This window comes from Bacillus sp. DJP31, from assembly GCF_049310945.1.
GTDB lineage: Bacteria > Bacillota > Bacilli > Bacillales > SA4 > Bacillus_BS.
Window position 1 is genome coordinate 1 of the sequence record NZ_JBMERO010000040.1, and the last position, 22159, is coordinate 22159.

Sequence of the window (22159 nt, forward strand, 5' to 3'; positions counted from 1 at the left end):
AAAACGGCAATTATTGAACTGGAAGGAAATCGATATGATGTAGATTCCTCATTACGAGGGGTTAGTGGATGCCTTTGGCCTTCCTTTAGCCCCACAGCATGAAGTAAATCTAGGAAAAGATCTTTTTCAGTTTGAAAATATCCAAATTTCTTAGAAGAAAAATCTGAGGAATACGGATATTTTATAAGAACTGATAACGTAGCATAGGTAAGATTTCCACCATAATGATCGTTTAAGAACTGTAATTTAGATAGTATTCTAATGGTTTGAGGGTTACCATCATACTTTAAAAAATCTTGTTTTTGAGCATGGGTAACTCCTCTTCCATCCTTCTCAAAATTTAAATATTCTTCACTATAAAACCATTCTTTGAACCAGTTTTGTATAATGTACTCTCCATAATGACCAAACGGACAATTACCCAGATCATGTACTAAACCCGCTGTGGCTAATAAAGATGGAATTTTATCGGCATGATCATAGGTGAACGATGAATCCAATTTACTATTTAGAATGTTGGTGGATATATGGTGTCCTAATGATCTAGCTACTCCAGATACTTGAATAGAATGAGTTAACCTTGTATGAATAAAATCGTTTTTCTGTAAAGGAAAAACTTGTGTTTTATCTTGTAACCTTCTCATTGAAGAGAAGGTTACAACTGTATCATAATCTTGTTCAAATCCATTTCGAAAATCTTCTTTATACAGACTATATTGAGTTTTTCTTCGTTCTTCAGACAACAACTGGTTCCAATTAAACATGAAGTCTCTCCCTAATTTCAAAAAAATTATACTGTAACTTTTGCTTTCTCAATAAAAGGTATTAAAATTCTAGGTGATGCAATTCCTGTGTTAGAAATTGTATGCGTTGCACCTGTAATATTAAATCGCTTTGTTTGTTCGTTTCCAAAGTACGTACAACTATGAGATTCAATCCACCCATGTTCTACGGACCATATTTGAACATCAAACTTTTGTTTATGATATCCTTCGTCTTGGTCAGTAACATCAATCACGCGATACTGAATATCATGCTTCTCTAAAAATGAAGTAGCGTTATCTAATAGAAAATGGAATTTTTCTTTCCAATCTTTTTCCTCACAAAAACAATACTGTTCAATCTTTGTAAATTCCTTTGTACGAATTAAGTCAATGTATTCTTTTTCATATCTGAAGCAAGAATTTTTGGCATAAATAAACATTGGTTCAACTCTATTATTCTCAAAATACTCTAAAATGCCAGTTTCAGCAGAACCAGATAAACAATGTCCATGTTTATGGTTACGATCATCTACAAGAAGTGTTTTCTCCGGTGGCTGTGCTTCTTGCTTTAAAAAGGTTTCATACCGAATCGTAGACGGAATTGATAAATAATTAAAACCCTTTTCTTCTAATAATTCACAATATTCATCCTGTATCTTCTTCTCTAGTCCAGAAAGCTTGAAATCTAAATTATAGATACCATTACTCACCTTGTAATTCATTAGCAATCACCCTACTTCTTGTTCTAGAGAATTTTAATAAATCATCAACAGTCAGGTTATAATGTTTTTGTGTATAGCCTTCAATCGCTCCAACTATATCAGATAATTCAACAAGGAGCATTACCTTATCTCTTTGCTTTTCTGCATCCATAGCCTCATATAATTCTTCTCTAATTTTTGATAACTCTCCATATACACCCTTTTCAATTTCGAGAAGCATGGGGACGGTTCTCTTGCTTCCATTAAGCAGAAGAACTTTCACCATGCTTCTATACAAGATAAACTACTAGACTTAAACCAATCGTAAACACAAATGAACTTCTTCTGCTCGCCCAATCGTTTTCTTAAATTCAAGTGGCTCATAAAAACTTAGAAGTTCACTAACCTTTCTTTGACTTTCGATCTCATCCATATCCTCTCCACTAGGAGGAAAGGGTTTGAGTAAAATAAAATCGATACCTAAAGCTTTGCAGTAATTAATAATCTCTTCCATTGCTTGGGTGCCATACCCTTTTCTTTGGTACTCTTTCCCAATAGATAAATCTGATAAAATTGCGATCGTTCCATATACACTGATTGTATTGTCATCATAATCGTTTTCTTCATACACCGCTACATCACTTACACCAAGTTCTCTAGCGAATTTCCATACAGGATCATCATGTGTTGCCTCTTCTTCAGTTAAATCTACTCCTTCTTTCTTCCACATTTCGTATTCTTCGGCTTCAAACTCATTGTTAAAAATCCTAACTGAACTGACAGTTTGGTAAAGATGCAGCTCAAGCCCATCGCAAAGTTCTCGTATCGAAGGAGAGTCAGCATGTTTAGTTGAAAATACAATCATTTCTCCTTGACCAATATTGGTTTCATCCTCTTCATCGTCTATTAATAGAATGGTCATATCTTTTTGAATGTAATTAACTACGTCTTCCAAAAATGTAGATTCCATTTTGACATTTAAAAACATAGAAGTTCCTCCACTATTCTCATACTATAACTGCTTTCCATTTAATAAAGGATTTTATCACCTAATCTAATTTAACCATCAACACTCTTGCTTATTGGGGTTCCTACTTTAAAATTATCACAAAATAACCAGTTCGACATGAAAATTAGTAGGATTTGGTTTTCTTTTTTTAGGAATCAGTGAAGATACGATTCTGTTCTATTAAGGACAAGTTTTATGCACAAAAAGGCGAGACTAGTAGTTGGTCATAAGCATTTATATCCAAAGTCCCTACCCCCCCTATGAAGCAAGCATGGTAATAGTTCTCTTGGGTCCATTTGGAATCAGAAGAACAATCCCTAAGCTTCTATTTTTTCCTTGGCCGTTCTATTCTCTTATAAGAAAAATTATAACTTTTCTTATAAAATTCGAAAATCAATGTCAACGTTGTTTTAAAAATTCACTTAAGAGTTCTTCAAAGAACAAAGATAAGATTATTGTAGAAGACGCGGGCTTACCCTCACTCACCTAACCCGTTTCAATTATTCGAGAAAAATGGATTTGGAACACTTAGTAGCTGCCTAGCTGAAAAAATAGAAGCATGGTGCAATGATCAAAACGATGAACTTGTGATCGCGGCAATGAAACTAGCATTATAGAAGAAGTATGGAGACAGACTGTCCTCTTGCTTCCATTTGGAAGCAGAAGAACCGTCCCCATGCTTTCCTTTGTCAACTTTAGTACTACTTTCAATTTTAGAATGTACGCGACTTCTTAAGTTATTCGGCATAAATTGAGGTTATCCTTGTTTATAGCCTGACAAAATTTTTGGGACATGGAACCTGTCCCCATGGTCTTAAGCTGCTTACACTACCAGTCTGACCTTTTTTAGGGATCTGGCTAGAAAATGCAAGAGTCAAGTTATTAAGCATAAAAAAAGGTAATCGCAAGAACCCACACTTGTCGATTACCACCATCACTAAGCCTTTACTTCAGTCGTAGATTCATACAATTCCATAGCCCGATCCACTGAATACCCATCTTTTACAATAGAATGAATGGCCTTGATCATCGCAACTGGATGTGAAGATTGCCAAATGTTTCGTCCCATATCAACGCCTGCAGCACCTTGGTTCATGGCATTATAGGTAATGTCGAGGGCTTCCCGGATGGTATCAAACTTAGGGCCTCCAGCGATTACAATGGGTACTGGACATGTACTTGTTACCCTTTCAAAATTATCACAGTAATAGGTCTTTACAATATCAGCACCCATTTCTGCTACCACTCGTGAGGCTAGGGCTAGGAATCTAGTATCTCTTTTCTCAAGCTCTTTACCTACTGCTGTTATCCCTAAAACAGGTATTCCGTAATCATGTGCTTCTGTGACTACATGTGCTAGGTTTGTAATGGTTTTTGTTTCATTTTCAGAGCCAACAAATACAGATACACCAACACCTACCACATTATGTCGGACTGCTTCTTTTAAAGAAGTCACAATGGTTTCATTCGATAAATCATTCAGTACAGTAGGACCGCCTGATACTCGAAGAACCATTGGTTTCTCTGTATCGTCAGGTATACACGCTGCAAGTGTACCTCTTGTTAGATATAAAGAATCGGTGTATGCCAATAGATCCTTTACTGTTTCGCCTGGCTTTTCAAGTCCTGTAATAGGGCCTAAAAAATATCCATGGTCAATAGCAAGCATAACGGCTCTACCATTTGGTAAAATCTTATTTAATCGGTTTTTAAATCCCCAGCTCATTGTTTATTCTCTCCTTTATATAAATCTGGTTTTTCAATCACAACGGAATCATTTCTACCTATGTGTGGTGATTTAATGAAGACGGCTTTAAAATTCTGGTTAGAATTATTAATTAAGTAATGGGAGTCATGCGGCCAGCATTGAATCATATCCCCAGGTTTTGCTTGAACTCTCTCGTCATTAATATAAAAATCTATTTCTCCTTCGAGAATATAGAAAATCTCTTCACATTCTGTATGGTAATGGTTTGGAAAATCCTGTCCAGGCAATAAAACTACAACACCTACATCTACATTCGGCCCCTTAGTTAGGTATTTAGGTCCATTATCACCAAAACGATACTCAAAATCGTTTTCATTTACTTTCTTCATCCATTCACCTCCCTTCAGATTAAGTTAAACCTGGTGCTTTCCACATATGAGTTGTTAATCCTTGATCAGCTAATTGCAGCTGAATTTGATAAATCTTCCTCCAATTTTCATAGATTTCTAGATAAGCTTTGTGGTTTTCCATGTTTGGCTGGTGTATTCTCTCCCATTTCACAACTTCGGATACAGCTTCATCAATGGAGGTGTATAATCCCACACCAATACCTGCATAAAGTGCCGTTCCTAACGCCGCCGCCTCTTTAACGACAGGGACTCTAACTGGAATCCCTAATACGTCTGATACTATTTGGCTCCATAGCTTACCTTTTGAAGCACCACCAGCGAATATTACTTCCTCTGGATAAAATCCCGTAACTTCATGTATGAGTTTTAAGTTTCCTAGTGTAATAAGAGCAGCGTTTTCTTGAAGTGCTTTAAATAATTCTTTTTTACCTGTAATTTGAGGATCTAGACTGAGGTTAAGAAAGGATGGTGCAGCGTGTTTCCATGACATGTAATTCATGATGTCTGAAAATATAGGAATGATTCCATTCGACCCAACTGGTACGTCTTTTGCCTTTTCTTCTAATATTTCATAAGGGTCTTGACCCGTGAGAATTGCTTCTTCTTTCTCTTTGTCACAAAAAGTATCACGAAACCATCTCATTACGAGTCCTGGGAAGAATGCAATGGTTTCTAACTGCCAAAGTCCTGGCACAGCATGACAATTCACCCTAATTCGTCCTTGACCATCTAAATGAGGAGATTTTATATTCACTTCTTGCTGCCAAAAGGATCCACCAGATACGACGGTTTGTTTTTCTTTAACAGCCCCAACTCCAACAGATGCCATTTGGGCATCGCCACCTCCAGATACAACAGGAGTACCCTCCATGAGCCCAGTTATAGAAGCGATTTGTTTTGTAACATTTCCAATGACTGTACCTGCTTCGTTGACTTGTGGAAATATATTGGATTTTATCTCACATAAAGTTGCTATAGCTTGTGTCCAATCTCTTTTTTCTAAATAGAAAATCCCAGTTGTGCATCCATTTGAAGGATCAACCTGTAATTGTCCTGATAATTTGTATAAGATCCAATCATTAATCATGGAAATTAAACTGGCTTTTTCATAGATTTCTGGTTTATGGGTCTTTAGCCATAACAACCGCGGTATAGCACCTAAAGCAAACGTTTGACCTGAAACAGAATATATTCTTCCCTCGAGGGTCGGGTCTAGGGTTTTCAAGTATCTTACTTCCTCTGAAGCACGTGCATCTACATTGGCACAAGCCCATATTTCTTGGCCAAATTGATCATATAAAACAAAGCCTTCTCTCATACTTGTAGCACTTATTCCTTTAATTTCTCTCGAATCTACACCAGTTGAAGCCATAACTTTCTTAATGCAATCTACTGCTAGCTTCCAGTTTGATAAATAATCAAAATCCACGGATCCTGGATACTTCTCATCAGACAAGTGCGTCCATTCATATTGAGAGACGCCTATTTGGTTTCCTTCCCTATCAAAAAGTACGGCTCTTATACTCCCTGTTCCCGCATCAAGTGCTAATATGTGTTCCATTCTTAGAATTCACCTCCATATCCATTAAAGAGACAGCAGTTGTCTCGTCCGTAATCATAGTATGAATATATCCTCCCTTTAACGCTCCATATATGGCATCTATTTTTCTATCACCTCCTGCAACAGCAATCACATTGTTTAGCGATTTTAAGTTTCTAAGATTTAAACCAATAAGTCTTTTGTGGTGAGGCAGTGATAGAACTTTACCATTACGATCAAAGAATTGACCTAAAATATCGCCTACTGCATTCTGTTGTTTGATAAAAGTAAGCTCATTCAACGTCATTTTTTCCTCCTGAATAATAGTCGCATCCGGAGAAATACCACCAATCCCAACCACAATGTATTTCGATAAGCTCCCTAACTCTAAGATTTCTTTGATTGAAGGTTCATTGAGGAAGCTTTCGGCCATTTCTTCTGTTGATGCAAGAAATGGGGCTGGAATGACATGGATTTCATGAAATCGTTCCATTCCTCCATCTTGCGATCGTCTGTTATGAAGATAGTAGTTAACTCCTCCAGTTAACGTTACGACCGATATTTGACTGTTTGGGTCAAGTGTCAAATAATCAATGGTTCGAGAAACAGCCCTTCCCCACCCTAGACCTACTAGGTCATTGGCTTGGAGCTTATGATGTAAGTATTGAGCGGCGGCACGTGATAAACTGTCACTCAATTCTCTTTTATTTAGTGGTGCAGGAATAATAAAGGCATTAGGCACAGAAAAGGTTTCCTTAAACTCCTTTTCGATCGTTAAACAATTGGTTCCTTGTCCTTTGATTTGAAACTGAACAATTCCCTCTATTCTGGAACGCTCCAAAAGCCTAACTACCTTCGTTCGAGATAATTCAAGTAACTCGGCTATCTCGTTTTGAGTAAGATTTTCTTTATAGTAATACCAAGCCACTTTTATCAGCATGTTTTCTGTATATCTATCATGACTCATCACAGTTACACTCCTCAACAAATGTTCGCCCTGTAATTTTTTGTTCGAACTTACCAAAAATATATCCCGACTTTTTAAACAAAAGAACTAATTTTATGATTTTTAGAAAATTAAATAATTTGTGGGAATAATTGATATACCAACTGTGTAAATAAGTAACAAGCATTTATTCTTACATGAACTTTTTAGTTGGTTATGTTCTTTTGTTCAAAATGTAAGCGTTTTTATTGGAATTCGATAATGGTGGTGAAATGATGGGTAGTCAACCTATTCCTTTAGTAGAGATTAAAGAAATGTATAAACAATTTGCTGGAAATCCAGTATTAAAGGGTATCTCTTTATCTCTTAATAAAGGTGAAATCCATGCAATTGTAGGAGGAAATGGTGCAGGAAAGTCAACGTTAATGAAAATTATTACGGGTTTATATAAAGCAGATGATGGGCAGGTGAGTATTAAAGGAAAACAGGCTCATTTCTCTTCCACGTTTGGAGCACATCTTTCTGGCGTTTATCTTGTACCACAAGAGCCTCTTATCTTTCCAAACATGACAATAGAAGAAAATATAACAATTGGACTTCCAGGTTCAAAATCAAACTTAAAAGAAAAGGTTGAAAATATCATTAATAAGCTGGGCTGGAAGCTAAATCTCCACCAAAGTGCCCTTACGCTATCCATTGCAGAGCAGCAGTTAATCGAGATTACTCGTGGCCTTGCTCGAGAAGCGGAGATCCTTATACTTGATGAACCTACCTCTACCCTAACTTTCGGTGAAATTGAATCCCTTTTTCAAACGATAAAACAACTTACATCTGAAGGACTTGGGGTGTTTTATATAACTCATCGCCTTCCTGAAATTTTTCAACTAGCCAACAAAGTCTCTATCCTTCGTGATGGAATTATTTCTGCACAAGGTAACGTATCAGAATTTACTTATGATAGATTACTAGCAGGGTTACTTCCTGAAAATATGTCTCAAAATAAAAAACAGTACAACGTAAACGTTCCAATCACTAAGCAAGCTAAAAACAAGAATTCAAACCATCTCGTGTTACGAGTGAACCATCTCTCTGGAAAACGTTTTAATGATATAACATTCACTCTTAATTCTGGAGAAATCTTAGGTATTGCAGGTGTCGTTGGAGCTGGTCGTACAGAGCTAGCGGAAGCCATATTTGGACTAACCGATTCAGAATCAGGTGATATTTTCTTAAATGAAATCAATATAAAGAAATTATCCATTCATCAACGAATTAACGAAGGACTTGTTTATGTCCCAGAGGATCGCCATAAAAACGGTATTTTCTCACTTACTTCTATTCAAAACAATATTTCCTCTACAATTCTTCATCGTCTAAGTAAATTTCTACTACCCTTTCAACAGGAAAAAGCAATTGCCACAAAATTTGTTTCTGAACTACAAGTGAAAGCAACTTGTGTTAACCAAGAAGTAAAGGATCTATCTGGTGGTAATCAACAAAAAGTTGTTTTATCGAAGTACCTAGCTGCGACTCCAAAGGTCATCATTCTAGACGAACCCACTAGAGGAATTGACGCAGGTGCGAGAAAGGATATCTACCGAATCATTCAGGAATTAAAGCAAGATGGTCTAGCCGTTCTATTAATTTCCTCTGATATGGAAGAGATTGAAAGTCTAAGTGATCGAGTCATGGTGATGCATGAAGGAAATCTCGTTAAGACCCTGGAAAAAGAAGACATACAGTCTGACACGATCACACGCTATGCATTTGGTGTAGGAAAAGAGGTAATCACGTGAGTAACGCGGTTATTCGTTTTTTAAAAGCAAGAGAACTTTCCATACTTGTCTTCATGATTGCGTACATCTTATTTGTAGGCTCTATTAATCAAGATTTTCTTGCAGGAGATTCTATCTCACTATTAGTAAAGGCTAGTGTGATTCTCTTAGTAATGGCCATTGGTCAATCGTTTGTGTTATTCACTTCTAATATTGATGTTTCGGTCGGTTCCTTGATGGGATTATCTGCTGCTGTATGCGGTGTTTTACTAACATCTGGAGTTACGATTTGGCTAGTTTTACCTATTGTCATTTTAGTAGGTGCATTTGTCGGATTGATCAATGGAGTTGGCGTGGCTTATTTAAAGATACCCTCCATCATTATGACACTTGGGATGCTTGGTGTGATTAGAGGTACGATGCTCATTTACACAAAAGGAATGTGGATAGAAGATATTCCTAACTTTTTTAAGAAACTATCGGGGTTAAAGTTTTTAGGACTTAATTTCCCAGTCTGGATTGTTCTACTTCTCTTACTCGTAGCCCACTTATGTCTAACACGAACAAAATTCGGCCGTTATTTCTATGCGGTTGGTGACAACGTGGAAGGAGCTAGATTAGTAGGGATCCCTGTTAAGAAAGTAACCGTACTTGCCTTTATTCTTTCAGGTGTTTCTGCAGCTATAGCTGGGATGGTATTTGTTATGAATATAGGGTTTGTTCCAAATCAAACTGGAACTGGACTTGAATTACAGGTGATTGCAGCAGCTGTTCTTGGTGGTGTTAGTTTAACAGGAGGAATCGGAAGTGTTGTAGGAGCTGGTATAGGAGCCCTATTCTTTACAGTTATTAATAATTCATTAATCTATCTAAAGATACCGGCCTATTGGAATAATGCGATCTCTGGTTTCCTTCTTCTAGTCATTGTTGTCGGAGATTCTAGGTTTCAAGAATTTTTGAAGAATTATAGCTTTAAGAGACAACAAATTGTAGAAGATGCTGCTTCTTTAAAAGGAGGTGAAAACCCAGATGAAAAAAATAAAATCATTCATTAGATGGGAATTAGTCTTGTGTTTTCTAATCCTATTAGAATGTATTCTATTTGGGATTATCTCACCTGGCTTCTTGAATGTAAGCAACCTGCTATATAGTATGAATGATTTTGCCTATATTGCTCTAGCTGCCATTCCGATGACCTTCGTCATTATAACGGGAGGGATTGACGTTTCAGTGGGTTCCATTATGGGCTTGGCTTCTATTGTGTTAGGGGTTCTTTGGATCAATGGCCTAACAGTATGGATCGCCGTTTTACTAGCCCTTGCAGTCGCGGTTTTAGCTGGTACGGTAAATGGAATGTTGGTTGCCTATACAACCGTTCAGCCTCTTGTTATAACCTTAGGTGGGATGTTCCTATTCTCAGGGATTGCACTTGTTATCTCTGGTGGATCGAGTGCTTCAGGCTATGAGGGAATTAGTGGTTTTCCAAATCTCTTTGTAGACATTGCAAATGGGCAAGTATTAGGGATACCTAATCCCATTTTGATTTTACTTACATGTATTTTCCTTTTCGGTGGTTTACTTCACTATACACGATATGGACGAAACGTGTTTTTAGTGGGGATTAATATAAAAGCCGCTAGGTATAGTGGCGTTCATACAAAGTGGACGGTCATGAGTACCTATATGTTATCGAGTCTTGGAGGTGGTATTGGCGGTATCATCCTAACATCTTACTTTAGTTCAGCTAGATCCGATTTAGGAGCAGAAGCAGTTTTACCTGTCATTACAGCTGTTGTTTTAGGGGGAACCTCTATCTTTGGCGGGAGAGGAAGTGTGTTAGGAACGGCGATTGCGAGTATCTTTATTGGTATTATGCAATACGGTCTTCAAATGGCAGGACTCTCAAGTCAGCATATAAGTGTCGTAATTGGTTCTATGCTAATTATTTCAGTATTCTTACGAGATTCAAATTGGCATTCTATTCATCATCTACTTGCGAATATCGTTTCCAAAGATCCTAATCTTGTATTAAAAAAATAAGGGGGCAATGAAAAATGAAACGTATGAGAGTTATAGGAGCATTGGTGTTATCTATAGTCATAGTTTTCTCCCTAGCAGCATGTAATAATGCCGGTCCAAAAAGCAAAGAAGATGTTAAGCTAGCGTTTATCCCTAAACTTACGGGGGTTGGATTCTTCACTTCAGGTGGTCTAGGTGCAGAGGAAATGGCGGACTCACTAGGTGTTCAATTCAAATATGACGGACCGACTGAAGCAACCGTAGCAGGTCAAGTACAGTATATTAATAACTTTGTGAACCAAGGCTATGATGCGTTAATGGTTTCATCCGTTTCTGTCGATGGCTTAAGCCAAGCACTAAAGCGTGCAAAAGATAAAGGTGTCAAAATATTAACATGGGATTCAGATGTTAACCCAGAAGACCGCTCCTTCTACATCAACCAAGGAACACCTGAGCAATTAGCAGAACTTTTGATTAAAATGACAGCTGATCAAATCGGCGACAAAGGAAAGGTTGCCTTTTTCTACTCCAGCCCTACCGTGACAGACCAAAACCAATGGGTAACAAAAGCAAAGGAAATGATCGCAGCTGATTATCCAGGATGGGAAATTGTCACAACACAGTATGGAGAAAACGATGCCCAAAAGTCTCTAACAGTTGGAGAAAGTATCCTAAATACTTACTCAGACATTGATGCCATCATATGCCCAGATGCAACAGCCCTCCCAGCCATGGCTCAAGCCGCCGAAAACCTTGGTAAAGCTGGTGAAGTTGTCATTACAGGCTTCTCCACACCAAACGTTATGCGAGACTATGTAAAAAGAGACACTGTAGAGCAATTTGGCCTCTGGGATGTAAAAAAACAAGGTGCACTTGCAGCGTATGTTGCTTACTTAATGACTGTTGAAGGAAAGGACCTCAAAGTGGGCGACGAATTTGAAGTTCCAAACATCGGTAAAGTAAAAATTGAGCCCAATACAATTCAAGGGTATGAGTATACGGCTGATGATAGTGGGATTATTTTGTTGCCGGAGCGGGTTATTTTTACGAAGGATAATATTGATGAGTATGATTTTTGATTTGGGAGTATAATTAAGAAGACGGTGTCATACTTTTGATACCGTCTTTAAATTTGATAGTATTCCATCTTCTATTCATATTTCCTACCTGTATCATACATCTCCCTAATCTCCTGTTGTGATAAGCTTGTTATTGGTTCTTTACCAAGTGGTGCGTTACCATTTAAAATGAATTCTGGAATGGGTACCTTTCCCCAGTTATACTTAACAAAAAAACGCCTAATATAAGGCGTTTTCGTCTAGTTGTAGTTAACTTATACTGTTACCCTTCTTACGATTACAATATCTATGTGCTAATTGTGCATTACTCAACACTGTCCTACCACCTTCTGAAAACGGAATAACATGATCAACTTCAGCATCATCCAGAGCCAAGATTTGTTGATGACAAATTTGACAAGTAGGATTCGTTTCGAAAAGTTGTTTTTTGATATTAAATTCGAATGTTCGATTTTCATTTAAAGGACTACCTACAATCTCCTCTAGAGCTTTAGACCATATTTTAAATCTTTTAGTAAGAACATTTTTATCACTAGTTTTTATTTCAATTGAATTGATAAATTCTTCATTTTGACTCATTAACTTAATTAACTTTTCCCTGATTGCATCAGCTTTAGAAATAATCTGATGTTTCTCATAATTTACAAATCCACACATTTGTATATCAAATAGGGCCATATTAATAACATTGGTTGACCATTTTCCATTAACGTTATCTGAATCTCCTGGAATAAATCTCCTAAAAGCTTTATCACCAAACACCAGTTTTACTAGGTCAACAACTTTAAGGAATCTTTTCTTATATTCCTCACCTTTCTCTTCACCAATATGTCTATTATCCCGCAATTCCTTATTACAGAACTGTTTCATGCTAGGTTTGTAATTTAAGTAGGTTCTTTCTGAAAGTGCATAGAATCTAAGAATCATTCCACGATATATCATTCTGTTCTTATAATTATCTTTTCGTACTAATGAATGAAAGACATCATTTTCCTCAAGTTCAGAAAGTAAATGAATATATGGACCCCTATAAATGGTATTTCTAATTTCATCCTCGTTTAACTTAATCGAACCTGTATTCAGTCTTTCAAAAATTTCAAATTTTATATTCTCATGTGATTCGTTCTTAATAATAATAGTATGTATGGTTGTCTTTTTGATTTTCATCTGGAATTCTTTTGGTAATTCACTAAAACCCTTACGATTAAATTCCTTTAATACCTTTAAACCAGATAAAGAAAAATCTTTGCCATTTGGAAGCTTTCCTTCTAAATACGAAATAAAAGTTGTTAATCGTTGTTGTCCGTCAATAACACTATAAACACTATCATCTTCTTCAGCTAAGTAAATTACCGGAATAGGGACATCCAACAAAACAGACTCAATTAATTTACTAGCTCGTGTAGAATCAATTACAAATTTCCTTTGATATTCAGGCTGTAAATCTAATTCTCCATCCTGCTTCATTGCTTGAAACTCTCTAATGCTAAAATCTTTTGCTTGCCATATTAATTTACGTTCATCAGAGGTATTATTTGAAGATATTGCTTCAGACTCGTTTTCTTCTTCATTATCATAAAATTCTTCAACATTTTCTTCTTCAATTTCTAGTACATTTCCTTGGAGAGACATAATCTACCCCCTCTTATATGATAAAATTTTTTATTTTGGAATAAATTACCACAATTGAACAATTCTTTGGCCAACTTGTAATCAACCATACCTTAATTATAGCTGCAATTTTGTCCTATTCTACTTGTTTACCTCAATTAAGATATATTTAAACCACTATGAATACTATGTAATACCCTATCATCTGCTTCTGCATATTTTTTATAATCATAGACACATAAAAGTTTTCTATAATCAGTAGTTTTCTTGTCCGGATATTTTCGCAAATAATCTTCAATTGGTTCTAATTGGATTCTATCGTTTACTACTCCAAATATTATAGCTAGGTTCTTTCTGGATTGAGATATATTATCATCTTGTAAAATACTGTTTATAGTCGTATGTTCTTCAGCAAAATCATTTGTTCCCCTTACTAAATTAGTTATTTTCTCATTTTGATTATCTTTTAGTGCTCTAGAGCTTTCCAATTCCAATTGAATTTTACTAAATCCATATATAGGGAAATACTGACTTCTTTGAATTCTATATTTATCAATTAACTTTAATAACTGGTGATTAGATTCATCAATAATTTTGAAATAGTTCTCCATTATCTCTGAAGTTGTTTGAAATTCATAATTGATTGTCTTTAATGAACCAATAGCTAATATCTTTTCTCCATTTTTTAACGCATCTATATCCTCAGTAATACTAACTTCTATATTCCCCCCAGCATATATCTCTTTAACAATGCTTTGTACTTTTCTAATATCCATAGCTGAAACAGGCAGACTTAAATCAGCTAGATGTTTATATATTTCTATAAAATTGTCAGTTTTTATTTTATTTATACGGATTGTAGAAAATCCATCCATATCAATATCATGGTCTGTAACATCAATATTTTGAGATTCTTCTTCATATTCAACAAGCAAGAAGTTTTTTCTGATTTTCTCCGCTTCTGGTGAATTAGGATTTATGTAAGTAAAAATGGTTCTTAAGATGCCTTTAATATTATGGTCGCCAATATTGTAGCCTATAAATATTATTGGATTATGAATAAATAACGACAACAACTGTGCCCTAATAAGTTCATATTTTTCATCAAAAACCTTATAATCATCGTTTGTAATAATTATCTTCCCTGGATCATCAACGCAACCATGAATCTTATATACTGAACCATAAGGATTGCTTAATAAAATTTCGTTACCTATTAGTTGCTTAAATTCAAATATATCCTCTATGAAACTGTCATAATTCGTAGTAATTACTGAACCAATATTCTTTCTTACCTTTTTTAACTCTGAAATTTCATGTTGTTTGCTACTCTTAATACTATAACCGGCTAATAATTGTGATATATATAATTTAAAACGACTTATGTTTATACTTAGTTTCATATTTTCATAGAATTCATCATTAATTTTCTTGAATTCACCATCTCGATCATTCTTTAATACTTCATTAAATTTAATTTCGAGATCTTTTGCAATTTTGGAGTAATCAAAGTATCCATCTTTTTCATACTTCGACTTTAAATCATAATAAAACTCATCTGATCCTTTAATCATTTTTGAAATATAAGAAAGTAAACCATCCCATGTAAACGAATTTTACAAATACCTAAGGCTTATACCAGTACCCACAAAAAGTACGGGATGATTAGTGAAATTTTTAATAAACTCGCTTATTTGCATTGAATCACCACTTCCTAATAATTTTCATAATAATAAGCTATTAATGCTTTGATTATTTTAGTTGTATAAATATAACATTTAAGTAATTTATTTACATATTCCCATATGCATTAATTAAACAACTAAATTAACTCATATTTTGCCTAATTATAACATTATTACTAAATACATACTAATTATTTCACATCAAATTAGTTCACTGAAACAAATTCCAACAATTTTACCAAATTATAGATGAGAGTGTTTACTTGGAGTTTTCCTTATTGATAGATATAGATTTTGACATCAAGATCCTTACGTAGGAAACTATATGCATTAATTAATCAAAATAATAGAGAAATGCTTGTTCACCTTCTTTAGAATCCAAATTAAATTATCATAATTGATTCAGTTTTCATATTTGGTTATCTAACTGAATTACTTAATCTATTGTCTTCTGCCCTTTCCTCTCAAAATGCCTATGTAACCGAAACTCACAAATCTGCTTAGTCCAATCAAATAAAATTCCTTCGTTTTTTCCACTTACATCTATAGCAAATTCAAAAAAGTTATCTTCAAACCTAACCAACCCTTTAGAACTCCCACTCCACTTGGCCATGGGCATTCTAGCAATTAGACTACTAACTCTCTCTTCATCATACTCCCATAACCTTCTAGAATCTTTGTCGGAAAAATCAATTCTCTTTCGATATTCCTTTCCAGTTAAATAGTCATGGAAGTAAGGTGCAACCTCTTGAGGAGTAATAGCTCTATACCACTGACTCTCACCTCGTTGTAGCATAGCAGCCAAAACAACCATCTTATAACTCTTGGCCATCCCTGTTTTCTCTACTTCTACCAGCCAATCTCTATGATCATTTAATTCTCCTAACTCGAATCTTGTTAATTCTTCGGCCCATTCTAAAAACCCAATAAATGTTTTAAACTCTTGTTTATATTCATTTACATCAATTGTTCCTTTTAGATGCAACTCTAGATAAGTTGGGCGTCTTCCCAGCTCTTCTTTCAAAATACGATAGTTACTCAGTAGCTTTTGCCTTCTCGGTTGGAGTTTCCGTGATAATTCCTCAATCAAATTGATCACTCTAATATCAAGGTCTAGTAAACACCCCTCCGGAACTTGCGGAATAGAGCCAGGCTTTTTAGTAGCTTCCTCATTTCCCAAATGAAACAAGCTTAGCTTATAATCAGCATTTCGATAATTCCCTATTAAATCAATAATCACACACTTCTTCTTTTCAGGGTGAAGTCTTAATCCTCTACCAATTTGCTGTGTGAAAATGGTAAGAGATTCAGTTGGACGCACAAAAAGGATAGTATCAACGGCCGGAATATCCACGCCTTCATTAAATAAGTCTACGGTAAAGATAATATCAATTGCACCATCTGCTAGATGTTGGATAGCTTCCCCTCTAGCGATTGTAGATCTTGAATGTAAACTGATAGAGCGATATCCATTTTGCTGAAAATAGCTTGATAGAAAATCAGCCTGTCTAATCGATGAACAAAATCCTATCGTTCTAGTTTGTTTATTAGAAGTCCAGGCTTCAAGAATCTTTTCTGCCATCTCTTCTTTTAGTTGAACAGCTAAAAGCTCCTTTTCATCGTACTTCGATCCTAACCACGTAATTTGAGAATAATCGGTTTCATCATACACACCAATATAGTGAAACGGTGCTAGCCATTGATGTTGAATCGCTTCGATAAATTCAATCCGATAGGCAACATTCCCACCGCATATGGCATAAACGTCTTTACTATCTGTACGATCTGGAGTGGCTGTTATACCTAACAAAAATTCAGGTTCAAAATAAGTTAAGACCCGCTGATAGGAATCAGCAGCTGCATGATGAAACTCATCGACCACAATAAGATCAAAATCATTTGGTTGAAAGATCTCCAGGTGACGCTTCATGCTTAAAGTTTGAATAGATGCAAAGATGACCTCTGAATCCGGATCCTTTTCTTGTCCGTTATATATTCCATAAGTTTTAGTTGGATTCACTTTATGAAACGACTGTTTGGCTTGGTGAAGGATCTCCTCCCGATGGGCGATAAAGAGAATTCGTTTAAACCTTTGTGAAAAGAAGCCAGCTAAATACGTTTTCCCAAGCCCAGTTGCCATCACAACCATAGCCCGGTTATAGCCTTCTTCTAATGTTGAATCCAATTGTTCCAGTGCATCTACCTGAGCAAAGCGAGGAAAGATAACCTCATATCCTGTTTGTTCTTCAGCGACTTTATCCTTTAGTTCTTCTTTATTAGAAGAATACATAAGTTCGAGCTCTTCAAGCTCGGTCATCTTCTTCTCTAAATGAGGGTTCTCTTTATGAAATATATCGTATTTTTGTTGATAGCTCTTAATTGTTTCATTATTAATGGGAATTGTATGATTCGAATAGAACGTATCTATAAATAAACGGGTTGCTGTTTCGAATGTGTCTTGATTAGTAGACTCACTTAATAACACATTCCATTCTATCCCTGAAGTTAATGCAGACCTGGATAGGTTGGATGAGCCAATTATGATTGTTCCTCTAGTTTGATAATGAAAAATATATGCCTTTGGATGAAAGGATACACCGCTACTTTTCCACAAACGAATTTCTATATCGGGGTGAATATCGTGAAGTAATTGAAGAGCTTCAGGTTGTGTTATGTATAAATAATCACCGGTACAAACCCTAATTTCTGCGCCTCGAACAGCAGCATCCTTCAATGACTTTTCTAGTATCTTAACACCAGAATTCATAAGAAAGGAGGATAAAATATAGATGGAATTCGCTTTCTCAATCTTATCCTTTAACTCATAAATTAAGTTCGTGGTAATTAAAAGACTATTGCTCATTTTCAACCTCAATTAAGAATACTCTTTCCTTAAACCCGCCTCGCTCCTCGGCTTTTATCTCTCGGACTTTTTCAACATCATGTATTGTAGAACCATGGTATTCAGCGAAAGCATGAATGATTTCTAGTAGATCTGCGAGTTCTTCGATTGCTTCTTCATGATTGCCCGCATGTATGTATTCTTCTAGTTCTTCAAATGCTTTTTTTTGGAGTTCTATTATGTATTGCTCATTTGATAGGATAGATGTTTTGAACACTTTTCCTGTTTTTTCGATTACTTGTGGAATTTTGTCTCTTACAAGTTTGTTGTAGATTGGCATATTATATCTCTCCCTGAATTTCATAGAACTGATTTTTTTCTTTCCAAATTGTAGTAATTTAATTATATCAAAAAAAGCATGTCTAGTAGACATGCGAAGGTCTTTGTATTTATAAAGTTTTGGTTCTTCGATTTACGTCTATTCTGTTGAAGGTATGGCTCTCCCACTGAGCTAACAAATTGATTGTATATATAGGTTTATGATCACCACATTACTACAGATAAACCACCTACAATTGTTAACATTAATTGGCAAGGTGATGACCTACTTTCATCCAATGGCTACAAATTTTGTTCCTATAGGCTCAGCCGAAGTGTATAAAATCCGAAATACTTCAGGTGGTGACACTTGAGATTTGAGGAAATGATCGTTTGTATAAGTAAGGCTGTAAAATTACTCTCCATCTGGAAACTGTCGCTTTTAACCTCAGCATTCGCTTCTAGTACAAGTTTGGTCATGTCAATACCCCATTCCATATTTAAACGAATGAAGTTTTCCCCTCTTGGTGGGTTTACCCCGCGTTCAATGTTTCCTAAATTGTTTACGTGGATTCCAAGCTTAAATGCAAACTCTTCCTGGGTGACAGAAATAGCTTGACGCTTTTCACGAATCTTTTAACTTGGTTAATAATAGGTCCTTATCTGACATCACTCTATCTCCTTTGAACCCATTATCTAGGGAGATGAACACAATGTATACCTTGGATTTTATAAAAAATTTCAAGTAATTATAAAATCTTCTTCAATGTTTATTAATATACGAAAAAGTACATTTTTCTTGTTTCATATAGAAACTAGAAAAATGTACTTAAATAGTTTAGTAGACAATGTGTCTACTCATTTTTCTATACGTTATAAAGTGGATTAAAGCACTAAATAAACGCTCCACTTAATATGTATATGTAATACCAAAATATTACGACTACACTTATAAGAATTAACACGACATACCCTACTACTTTGTTCTTCGCAAGGATGCTAAAAGCGAAAGAATACAGTGCATAAAACACCAGAATATTTATGAACAAGTTAGGAACTATTGCACTAGACTCGTTTGACCAGTTTAATGGGGAATATAATGGTTCAAGAAATACATTCATTTCTCTGATGGTACTTGAGACAGCAATTTCAACTCCATAGGTGGTAAGCTTATTTATAAAAATTAAAATGAATATTAGTGCCCCTAGCAACAAGATCCAAAAAATGAGATTTGTCGTTTGTAATAGTACTTTATAAAATAAATTAGTCTGCTTTTTTATAAGGCTTTCTGGAATGATGTATTTAATCCCCACTCTAATCCCCCTAATCATAAAGCGGAGGAGAACCTTCCGCTTTATCTATACCACAATTTTTACGCTGGTGAATGGTTTTATCTATTCAATTGTGTTTACTGGCTTAATACGGCCATTTTCGAAATTGAATACATTCCAAATTGTCCCAGGCTGATTATTTTGTATGTTAAATTCAGTGTAGCCTTCTTTTGTATAAACTTTTACCTTAGCACTTGAGTTTGACATCTCTGAACTTGATGAATTTCCACGATTTGAATAATCATGTACATAATAACGATACACACCATCTTTTAAATCTCTAATAGTGATCGTTTCAGGTCCGTACGAACTTGTATCATCAATATCAAGTTCTGCATGCATTATTCCATCCTCATAATAGTTTTTATTACCATAGAAGACATGGAATTCTCCACCATCATTTCTTGGTCCAACTAAATGAGAATCTAAATCTCTAGGTGTAGCACCCCATTCTAACACAACCCTTGCTTCTCCCTCTTCTAATATTGGAGATAATAGAAGTTGTTTGATTACTTCTGTACCGCCAATTGCTGTCACGTTGATATAGTTTGTACTATACCCGCTTTTCGCTACTTCTAGCGTATAGTATCCCGTCTCAACTTTTTCTAGTAAGAATGAACCGTCTTCTCCAGTAGAGGTTTCATATACTACCTCCTCTCCCTCTCTGCTATTCAACGTCTTTCTTACCTTAATTTGAGCGCCACTAATAATTTGGCCATTATCCGCTTGATAAGTGTTTATGTTAACTTAAAAGTGAGCCACCATAGCACTTGAAAACTGAGCCACTTCTGTAAGAGAATACTCCTAACACATATTGTTAGGAGGAAGACAGGAGTGATTACTTTGGATAGAAAACAGCAGGTCATACAATTGCATCTTCAAGTAAAAAGCATTAGACAAATCGCGAAATTGATTGGTATTTCTAGAAACACCGTTACAAAATATATTCGGGGATTTGAAGCTAGCAAAGCGGTGGATGTTCGTGACCTGGCGGTCACGGAAGATATCATAACTCCCCCAGCTTACAATCAACGAATAGGCGCCAAACGAAAACTGACTACGAAAATCATGGAAAGAATAAAAGAATTTATGAGTGAAAACGAGTGGAAACGTAAAAACAACATGAGTAAACAACAAATGAAGAAGATTGATATGTACGAGAAATTAGTGGATGAAGGATTTGATATTGGATATACAACTATACGGAATTTCGTGAATTCTGAAGAGACTAGGTCAAAAGAGGTTTTTATTCGCCAACGTTATTCGCCAGCTATGGAGGTGGAGTTTGATTGGGGAGAAGTGAAATTACTAATCGCTGGGAAACGAAAATCATTTTCATTGGCAATCTTTACTCTTGCTTATAGTAATTATCGTTTTGCGATGCTTTATGAATCTGAGACGCTTATCTGTGTACAGGATGTACATACGAGACTGATAGAGCATTTAGGTTTTGTGCCCTCGATATTCACCTATGACAATATGCGGACTGTCGTAAAGTCGTTTATTGGTACGGAACGAAAAATCACGGATGGCATGGTGAACATTGCAAATTATTATGATTTTACCATACGACTTTGTGAACCACGGAAAGGGAATCAAAAAGGCCATGTGGAGCGTAGTGTTGAGTTTATCAGAAGAAAAGCATTTTCATCGGACTTTTCCTTCGTGACACTAGAAGATGCCCAAAAACATTTGGTTCAGACGCTTCAATCATTGAACAAGCGAATCCATCACGAAAAGAAACTCTCGCATGATGAATTAAAAGGTCAAGAGAAAGTGGCATCAGGTCAGGATGTAATTCCAAGTCCCTTTGATGTGTCAGAGATACTTGTGTCGTGTGGATAAGTACAGTACAGTCACGATTAAGCAAAATAAGTACTCCGTGCCTGAAGGTCACGTGGGAGGTTGGGTTCGCGCGAAGGTAAGTGCTGAAAAGATCCGACTATTCATTGAAGGAGAGCAAGTGGCAGAGCACCGGAGGAACTGGGGACTTCATCAATGGGAAATGAATATTTATCACTACCTGAAAACGTTTAAAAAGAAAAAAGGTGCTTTGGCTCAAAGTGAATGTTTGAGTCAAGCACCTAAACAAATAAAAAACTTATACGCCACCCATTATATAGGAAAAGAGAAAGATTTTCTAGAGTTACTTCTTTACGTCAAAGAGAATAATCAACTGGATAAAGTGTTGTCCGCCGTCACGGAAATCAACAAAAAAGGATTAGGGGTTATCACGACAGAAAAGCTCATTTTCCTTAGTGAACAATCTATCATGATTTCTACAACGCCACCATAACATTCATTTTGCATATTAAGATGTAAGAGGAAGTGAAGATGGCGGATGGGGTTGAAGCTGTGGAAACCGAATTATTTGAATACCTTGCACGAAACCATGGAACTTTTATTGGCTATTCATTGCAA

Annotated in this window: 17 protein-coding genes and 3 pseudogenes; 6 read left to right on the forward strand and 14 right to left on the reverse strand. The window is 35.8% G+C overall.

Annotated features, from left to right (window positions below):
• The 4 genes from dgt to ACOI1C_RS20890 form a co-directional block, all read right to left on the reverse strand.
• On the reverse strand, nucleotides 1-764 hold a 764-nt coding region (gene dgt / locus ACOI1C_RS20875), incomplete at its 3' end, for a dGTP triphosphohydrolase (RefSeq protein WP_422512496.1).
• A 26-nt stretch (nucleotides 765-790) separates the two neighbouring features.
• Nucleotides 791-1486 (reverse strand): aminoacyl--tRNA ligase-related protein, encoded by a 696-nt coding sequence (locus tag ACOI1C_RS20880; protein ID WP_422512497.1) that lies wholly within the window; start codon nucleotides 1484-1486, stop codon nucleotides 791-793.
• Nucleotides 1467-1706, reverse strand: coding sequence for a hypothetical protein (locus ACOI1C_RS20885; RefSeq protein ID WP_422512498.1), 240 nt, complete (start codon nucleotides 1704-1706; stop codon nucleotides 1467-1469). Before ACOI1C_RS20885 ends, ACOI1C_RS20880 begins: the two co-directional genes overlap by 20 nt.
• 72 nt (nucleotides 1707-1778) lie before the next feature.
• On the reverse strand, nucleotides 1779-2453 hold the full coding sequence (locus ACOI1C_RS20890) for a GNAT family N-acetyltransferase (protein WP_422512499.1): 675 nt from the start codon (nucleotides 2451-2453) through the stop codon (nucleotides 1779-1781).
• A 527-nt stretch (nucleotides 2454-2980) separates the two neighbouring features.
• Here ACOI1C_RS20890 and ACOI1C_RS20895 point away from each other — a divergent pair.
• Nucleotides 2981-3091, forward strand: a pseudogene (locus tag ACOI1C_RS20895) (replication protein); the annotation flags it as partial.
• A gap of 320 nt (nucleotides 3092-3411) precedes the next feature.
• Here the strand turns inward: ACOI1C_RS20895 and lsrF are convergent.
• Genes lsrF through ACOI1C_RS20915 form a run of 4 tightly spaced genes read right to left on the reverse strand, consistent with a single transcriptional unit; the run spans nucleotide 3412 to nucleotide 7099 of the window.
• Complete coding sequence (lsrF, locus tag ACOI1C_RS20900) at nucleotides 3412-4200, reverse strand: 3-hydroxy-5-phosphonooxypentane-2,4-dione thiolase (RefSeq protein WP_422512500.1); 789 nt, start codon at nucleotides 4198-4200, stop codon at nucleotides 3412-3414.
• Nucleotides 4197-4571 carry a cupin domain-containing protein gene (locus ACOI1C_RS20905; protein WP_422512501.1) on the reverse strand — a complete coding sequence of 125 codons (375 nt, stop codon included), beginning with the start codon at nucleotides 4569-4571 and terminating at the stop codon, nucleotides 4197-4199. The genes lsrF and ACOI1C_RS20905 overlap by 4 nt, the downstream gene beginning before the upstream one ends.
• Nucleotides 4572-4590: 19 nt before the next feature.
• Nucleotides 4591-6153, reverse strand: a complete 1563-nt coding sequence (gene lsrK, locus ACOI1C_RS20910) for an autoinducer-2 kinase (protein ID WP_422512502.1) — start codon at nucleotides 6151-6153, stop codon at nucleotides 4591-4593.
• The gene (locus ACOI1C_RS20915) at nucleotides 6131-7099 is read right to left on the reverse strand and encodes a sugar-binding transcriptional regulator (RefSeq protein ID WP_422512503.1); all 969 of its coding nucleotides are present in this window, start codon (nucleotides 7097-7099) and stop codon (nucleotides 6131-6133) included. Before ACOI1C_RS20915 ends, lsrK begins: the two co-directional genes overlap by 23 nt.
• Before the next feature lie 254 nt (nucleotides 7100-7353).
• Here ACOI1C_RS20915 and ACOI1C_RS20920 point away from each other — a divergent pair, with 254 nt between their 5' ends.
• The 4 genes and pseudogenes from ACOI1C_RS20920 to lsrB all read left to right on the forward strand — a co-directional run bounded on the left by ACOI1C_RS20920 (nucleotide 7354) and on the right by lsrB (nucleotide 11951).
• On the forward strand, nucleotides 7354-8874 hold the full coding sequence (locus ACOI1C_RS20920) for a sugar ABC transporter ATP-binding protein (RefSeq protein ID WP_422512504.1): 1521 nt from the start codon (nucleotides 7354-7356) through the stop codon (nucleotides 8872-8874).
• A 53-nt stretch (nucleotides 8875-8927) separates the two neighbouring features.
• A pseudogene (locus ACOI1C_RS20925) lies at nucleotides 8928-9794 on the forward strand (ABC transporter permease subunit); the annotation flags it as partial.
• Nucleotides 9795-9882: 88 nt separating this feature from the next.
• Complete coding sequence (locus ACOI1C_RS20930; protein WP_422512505.1) at nucleotides 9883-10893, forward strand: ABC transporter permease subunit; 1011 nt, start codon at nucleotides 9883-9885, stop codon at nucleotides 10891-10893.
• Between the two features lie 14 nt (nucleotides 10894-10907).
• On the forward strand, nucleotides 10908-11951 hold the full coding sequence (gene lsrB, locus ACOI1C_RS20935; protein WP_422512506.1) for an autoinducer 2 ABC transporter substrate-binding protein LsrB: 1044 nt from the start codon (nucleotides 10908-10910) through the stop codon (nucleotides 11949-11951).
• Nucleotides 11952-12200: 249 nt separating this feature from the next.
• Here the strand turns inward: lsrB and ACOI1C_RS20940 are convergent, their stop codons facing one another.
• From ACOI1C_RS20940 to ACOI1C_RS20965, 6 genes are all read right to left on the reverse strand, one after another.
• Nucleotides 12201-13583, reverse strand: a complete 1383-nt coding sequence (locus tag ACOI1C_RS20940; RefSeq protein ID WP_422512507.1) for an HNH endonuclease family protein — start codon at nucleotides 13581-13583, stop codon at nucleotides 12201-12203.
• Between the two features lie 137 nt (nucleotides 13584-13720).
• Nucleotides 13721-15136, reverse strand: a complete 1416-nt coding sequence (locus ACOI1C_RS20945; RefSeq protein ID WP_422512508.1) for an SIR2 family NAD-dependent protein deacylase — start codon at nucleotides 15134-15136, stop codon at nucleotides 13721-13723.
• 547 nt (nucleotides 15137-15683) lie between these two features.
• Entirely contained in the window at nucleotides 15684-18110 is a 2427-nt protein-coding gene (locus ACOI1C_RS20950) for a DEAD/DEAH box helicase family protein (RefSeq protein ID WP_422512509.1), read from the reverse strand.
• Nucleotides 18100-18429 (reverse strand): phosphoribosyl-ATP pyrophosphohydrolase, encoded by a 330-nt coding sequence (locus ACOI1C_RS20955; protein WP_422512510.1) that lies wholly within the window; start codon nucleotides 18427-18429, stop codon nucleotides 18100-18102. Before ACOI1C_RS20955 ends, ACOI1C_RS20950 begins: the two co-directional genes overlap by 11 nt.
• A gap of 296 nt (nucleotides 18430-18725) precedes the next feature.
• A complete protein-coding gene (locus ACOI1C_RS20960) occupies nucleotides 18726-19040 on the reverse strand; it encodes a helix-turn-helix domain-containing protein (protein ID WP_422512511.1) in 315 nt (104 codons plus the stop codon).
• A gap of 761 nt (nucleotides 19041-19801) precedes the next feature.
• Nucleotides 19802-20479, reverse strand: coding sequence for a carboxypeptidase regulatory-like domain-containing protein (locus ACOI1C_RS20965; RefSeq protein WP_422512512.1), 678 nt, complete (start codon nucleotides 20477-20479; stop codon nucleotides 19802-19804).
• A 93-nt stretch (nucleotides 20480-20572) separates the two neighbouring features.
• Here ACOI1C_RS20965 and istA point away from each other — a divergent pair.
• Nucleotides 20573-22028 (forward strand): annotated as a pseudogene (gene istA, locus ACOI1C_RS20970) (IS21 family transposase); the annotation flags it as partial.
• Between the last annotated feature and the right edge of the window lie 131 nt (nucleotides 22029-22159).

What these genes read in the sequence shown, in the direction of transcription:
- ACOI1C_RS20880 (WP_422512497.1), bottom strand. Translation starts at nt 1,486, where the DNA reads ATGAATTACAAGGTGAGTAATGGTATCTATAATTTAGATTTCAAGCTT.
- ACOI1C_RS20885 (WP_422512498.1), bottom strand. Translation starts at nt 1,706, where the DNA reads ATGCTTCTCGAAATTGAAAAGGGTGTATATGGAGAGTTATCAAAAATT.
- ACOI1C_RS20890 (WP_422512499.1), bottom strand. Translation starts at nt 2,453, where the DNA reads ATGTTTTTAAATGTCAAAATGGAATCTACATTTTTGGAAGACGTAGTT.
- lsrF (WP_422512500.1), bottom strand. Translation starts at nt 4,200, where the DNA reads ATGAGCTGGGGATTTAAAAACCGATTAAATAAGATTTTACCAAATGGT.
- ACOI1C_RS20905 (WP_422512501.1), bottom strand. Translation starts at nt 4,571, where the DNA reads ATGAAGAAAGTAAATGAAAACGATTTTGAGTATCGTTTTGGTGATAAT.
- lsrK (WP_422512502.1), bottom strand. Translation starts at nt 6,153, where the DNA reads ATGGAACACATATTAGCACTTGATGCGGGAACAGGGAGTATAAGAGCC.
- ACOI1C_RS20915 (WP_422512503.1), bottom strand. Translation starts at nt 7,099, where the DNA reads ATGAGTCATGATAGATATACAGAAAACATGCTGATAAAAGTGGCTTGG.
- ACOI1C_RS20920 (WP_422512504.1), top strand. Translation starts at nt 7,354, where the DNA reads ATGGGTAGTCAACCTATTCCTTTAGTAGAGATTAAAGAAATGTATAAA.
- ACOI1C_RS20930 (WP_422512505.1), top strand. Translation starts at nt 9,883, where the DNA reads ATGAAAAAAATAAAATCATTCATTAGATGGGAATTAGTCTTGTGTTTT.
- lsrB (WP_422512506.1), top strand. Translation starts at nt 10,908, where the DNA reads ATGAAACGTATGAGAGTTATAGGAGCATTGGTGTTATCTATAGTCATA.
- ACOI1C_RS20940 (WP_422512507.1), bottom strand. Translation starts at nt 13,583, where the DNA reads ATGTCTCTCCAAGGAAATGTACTAGAAATTGAAGAAGAAAATGTTGAA.
- ACOI1C_RS20945 (WP_422512508.1), bottom strand. Translation starts at nt 15,136, where the DNA reads ATGATTAAAGGATCAGATGAGTTTTATTATGATTTAAAGTCGAAGTAT.
- ACOI1C_RS20950 (WP_422512509.1), bottom strand. Translation starts at nt 18,110, where the DNA reads ATGAGCAATAGTCTTTTAATTACCACGAACTTAATTTATGAGTTAAAG.
- ACOI1C_RS20955 (WP_422512510.1), bottom strand. Translation starts at nt 18,429, where the DNA reads ATGCCAATCTACAACAAACTTGTAAGAGACAAAATTCCACAAGTAATC.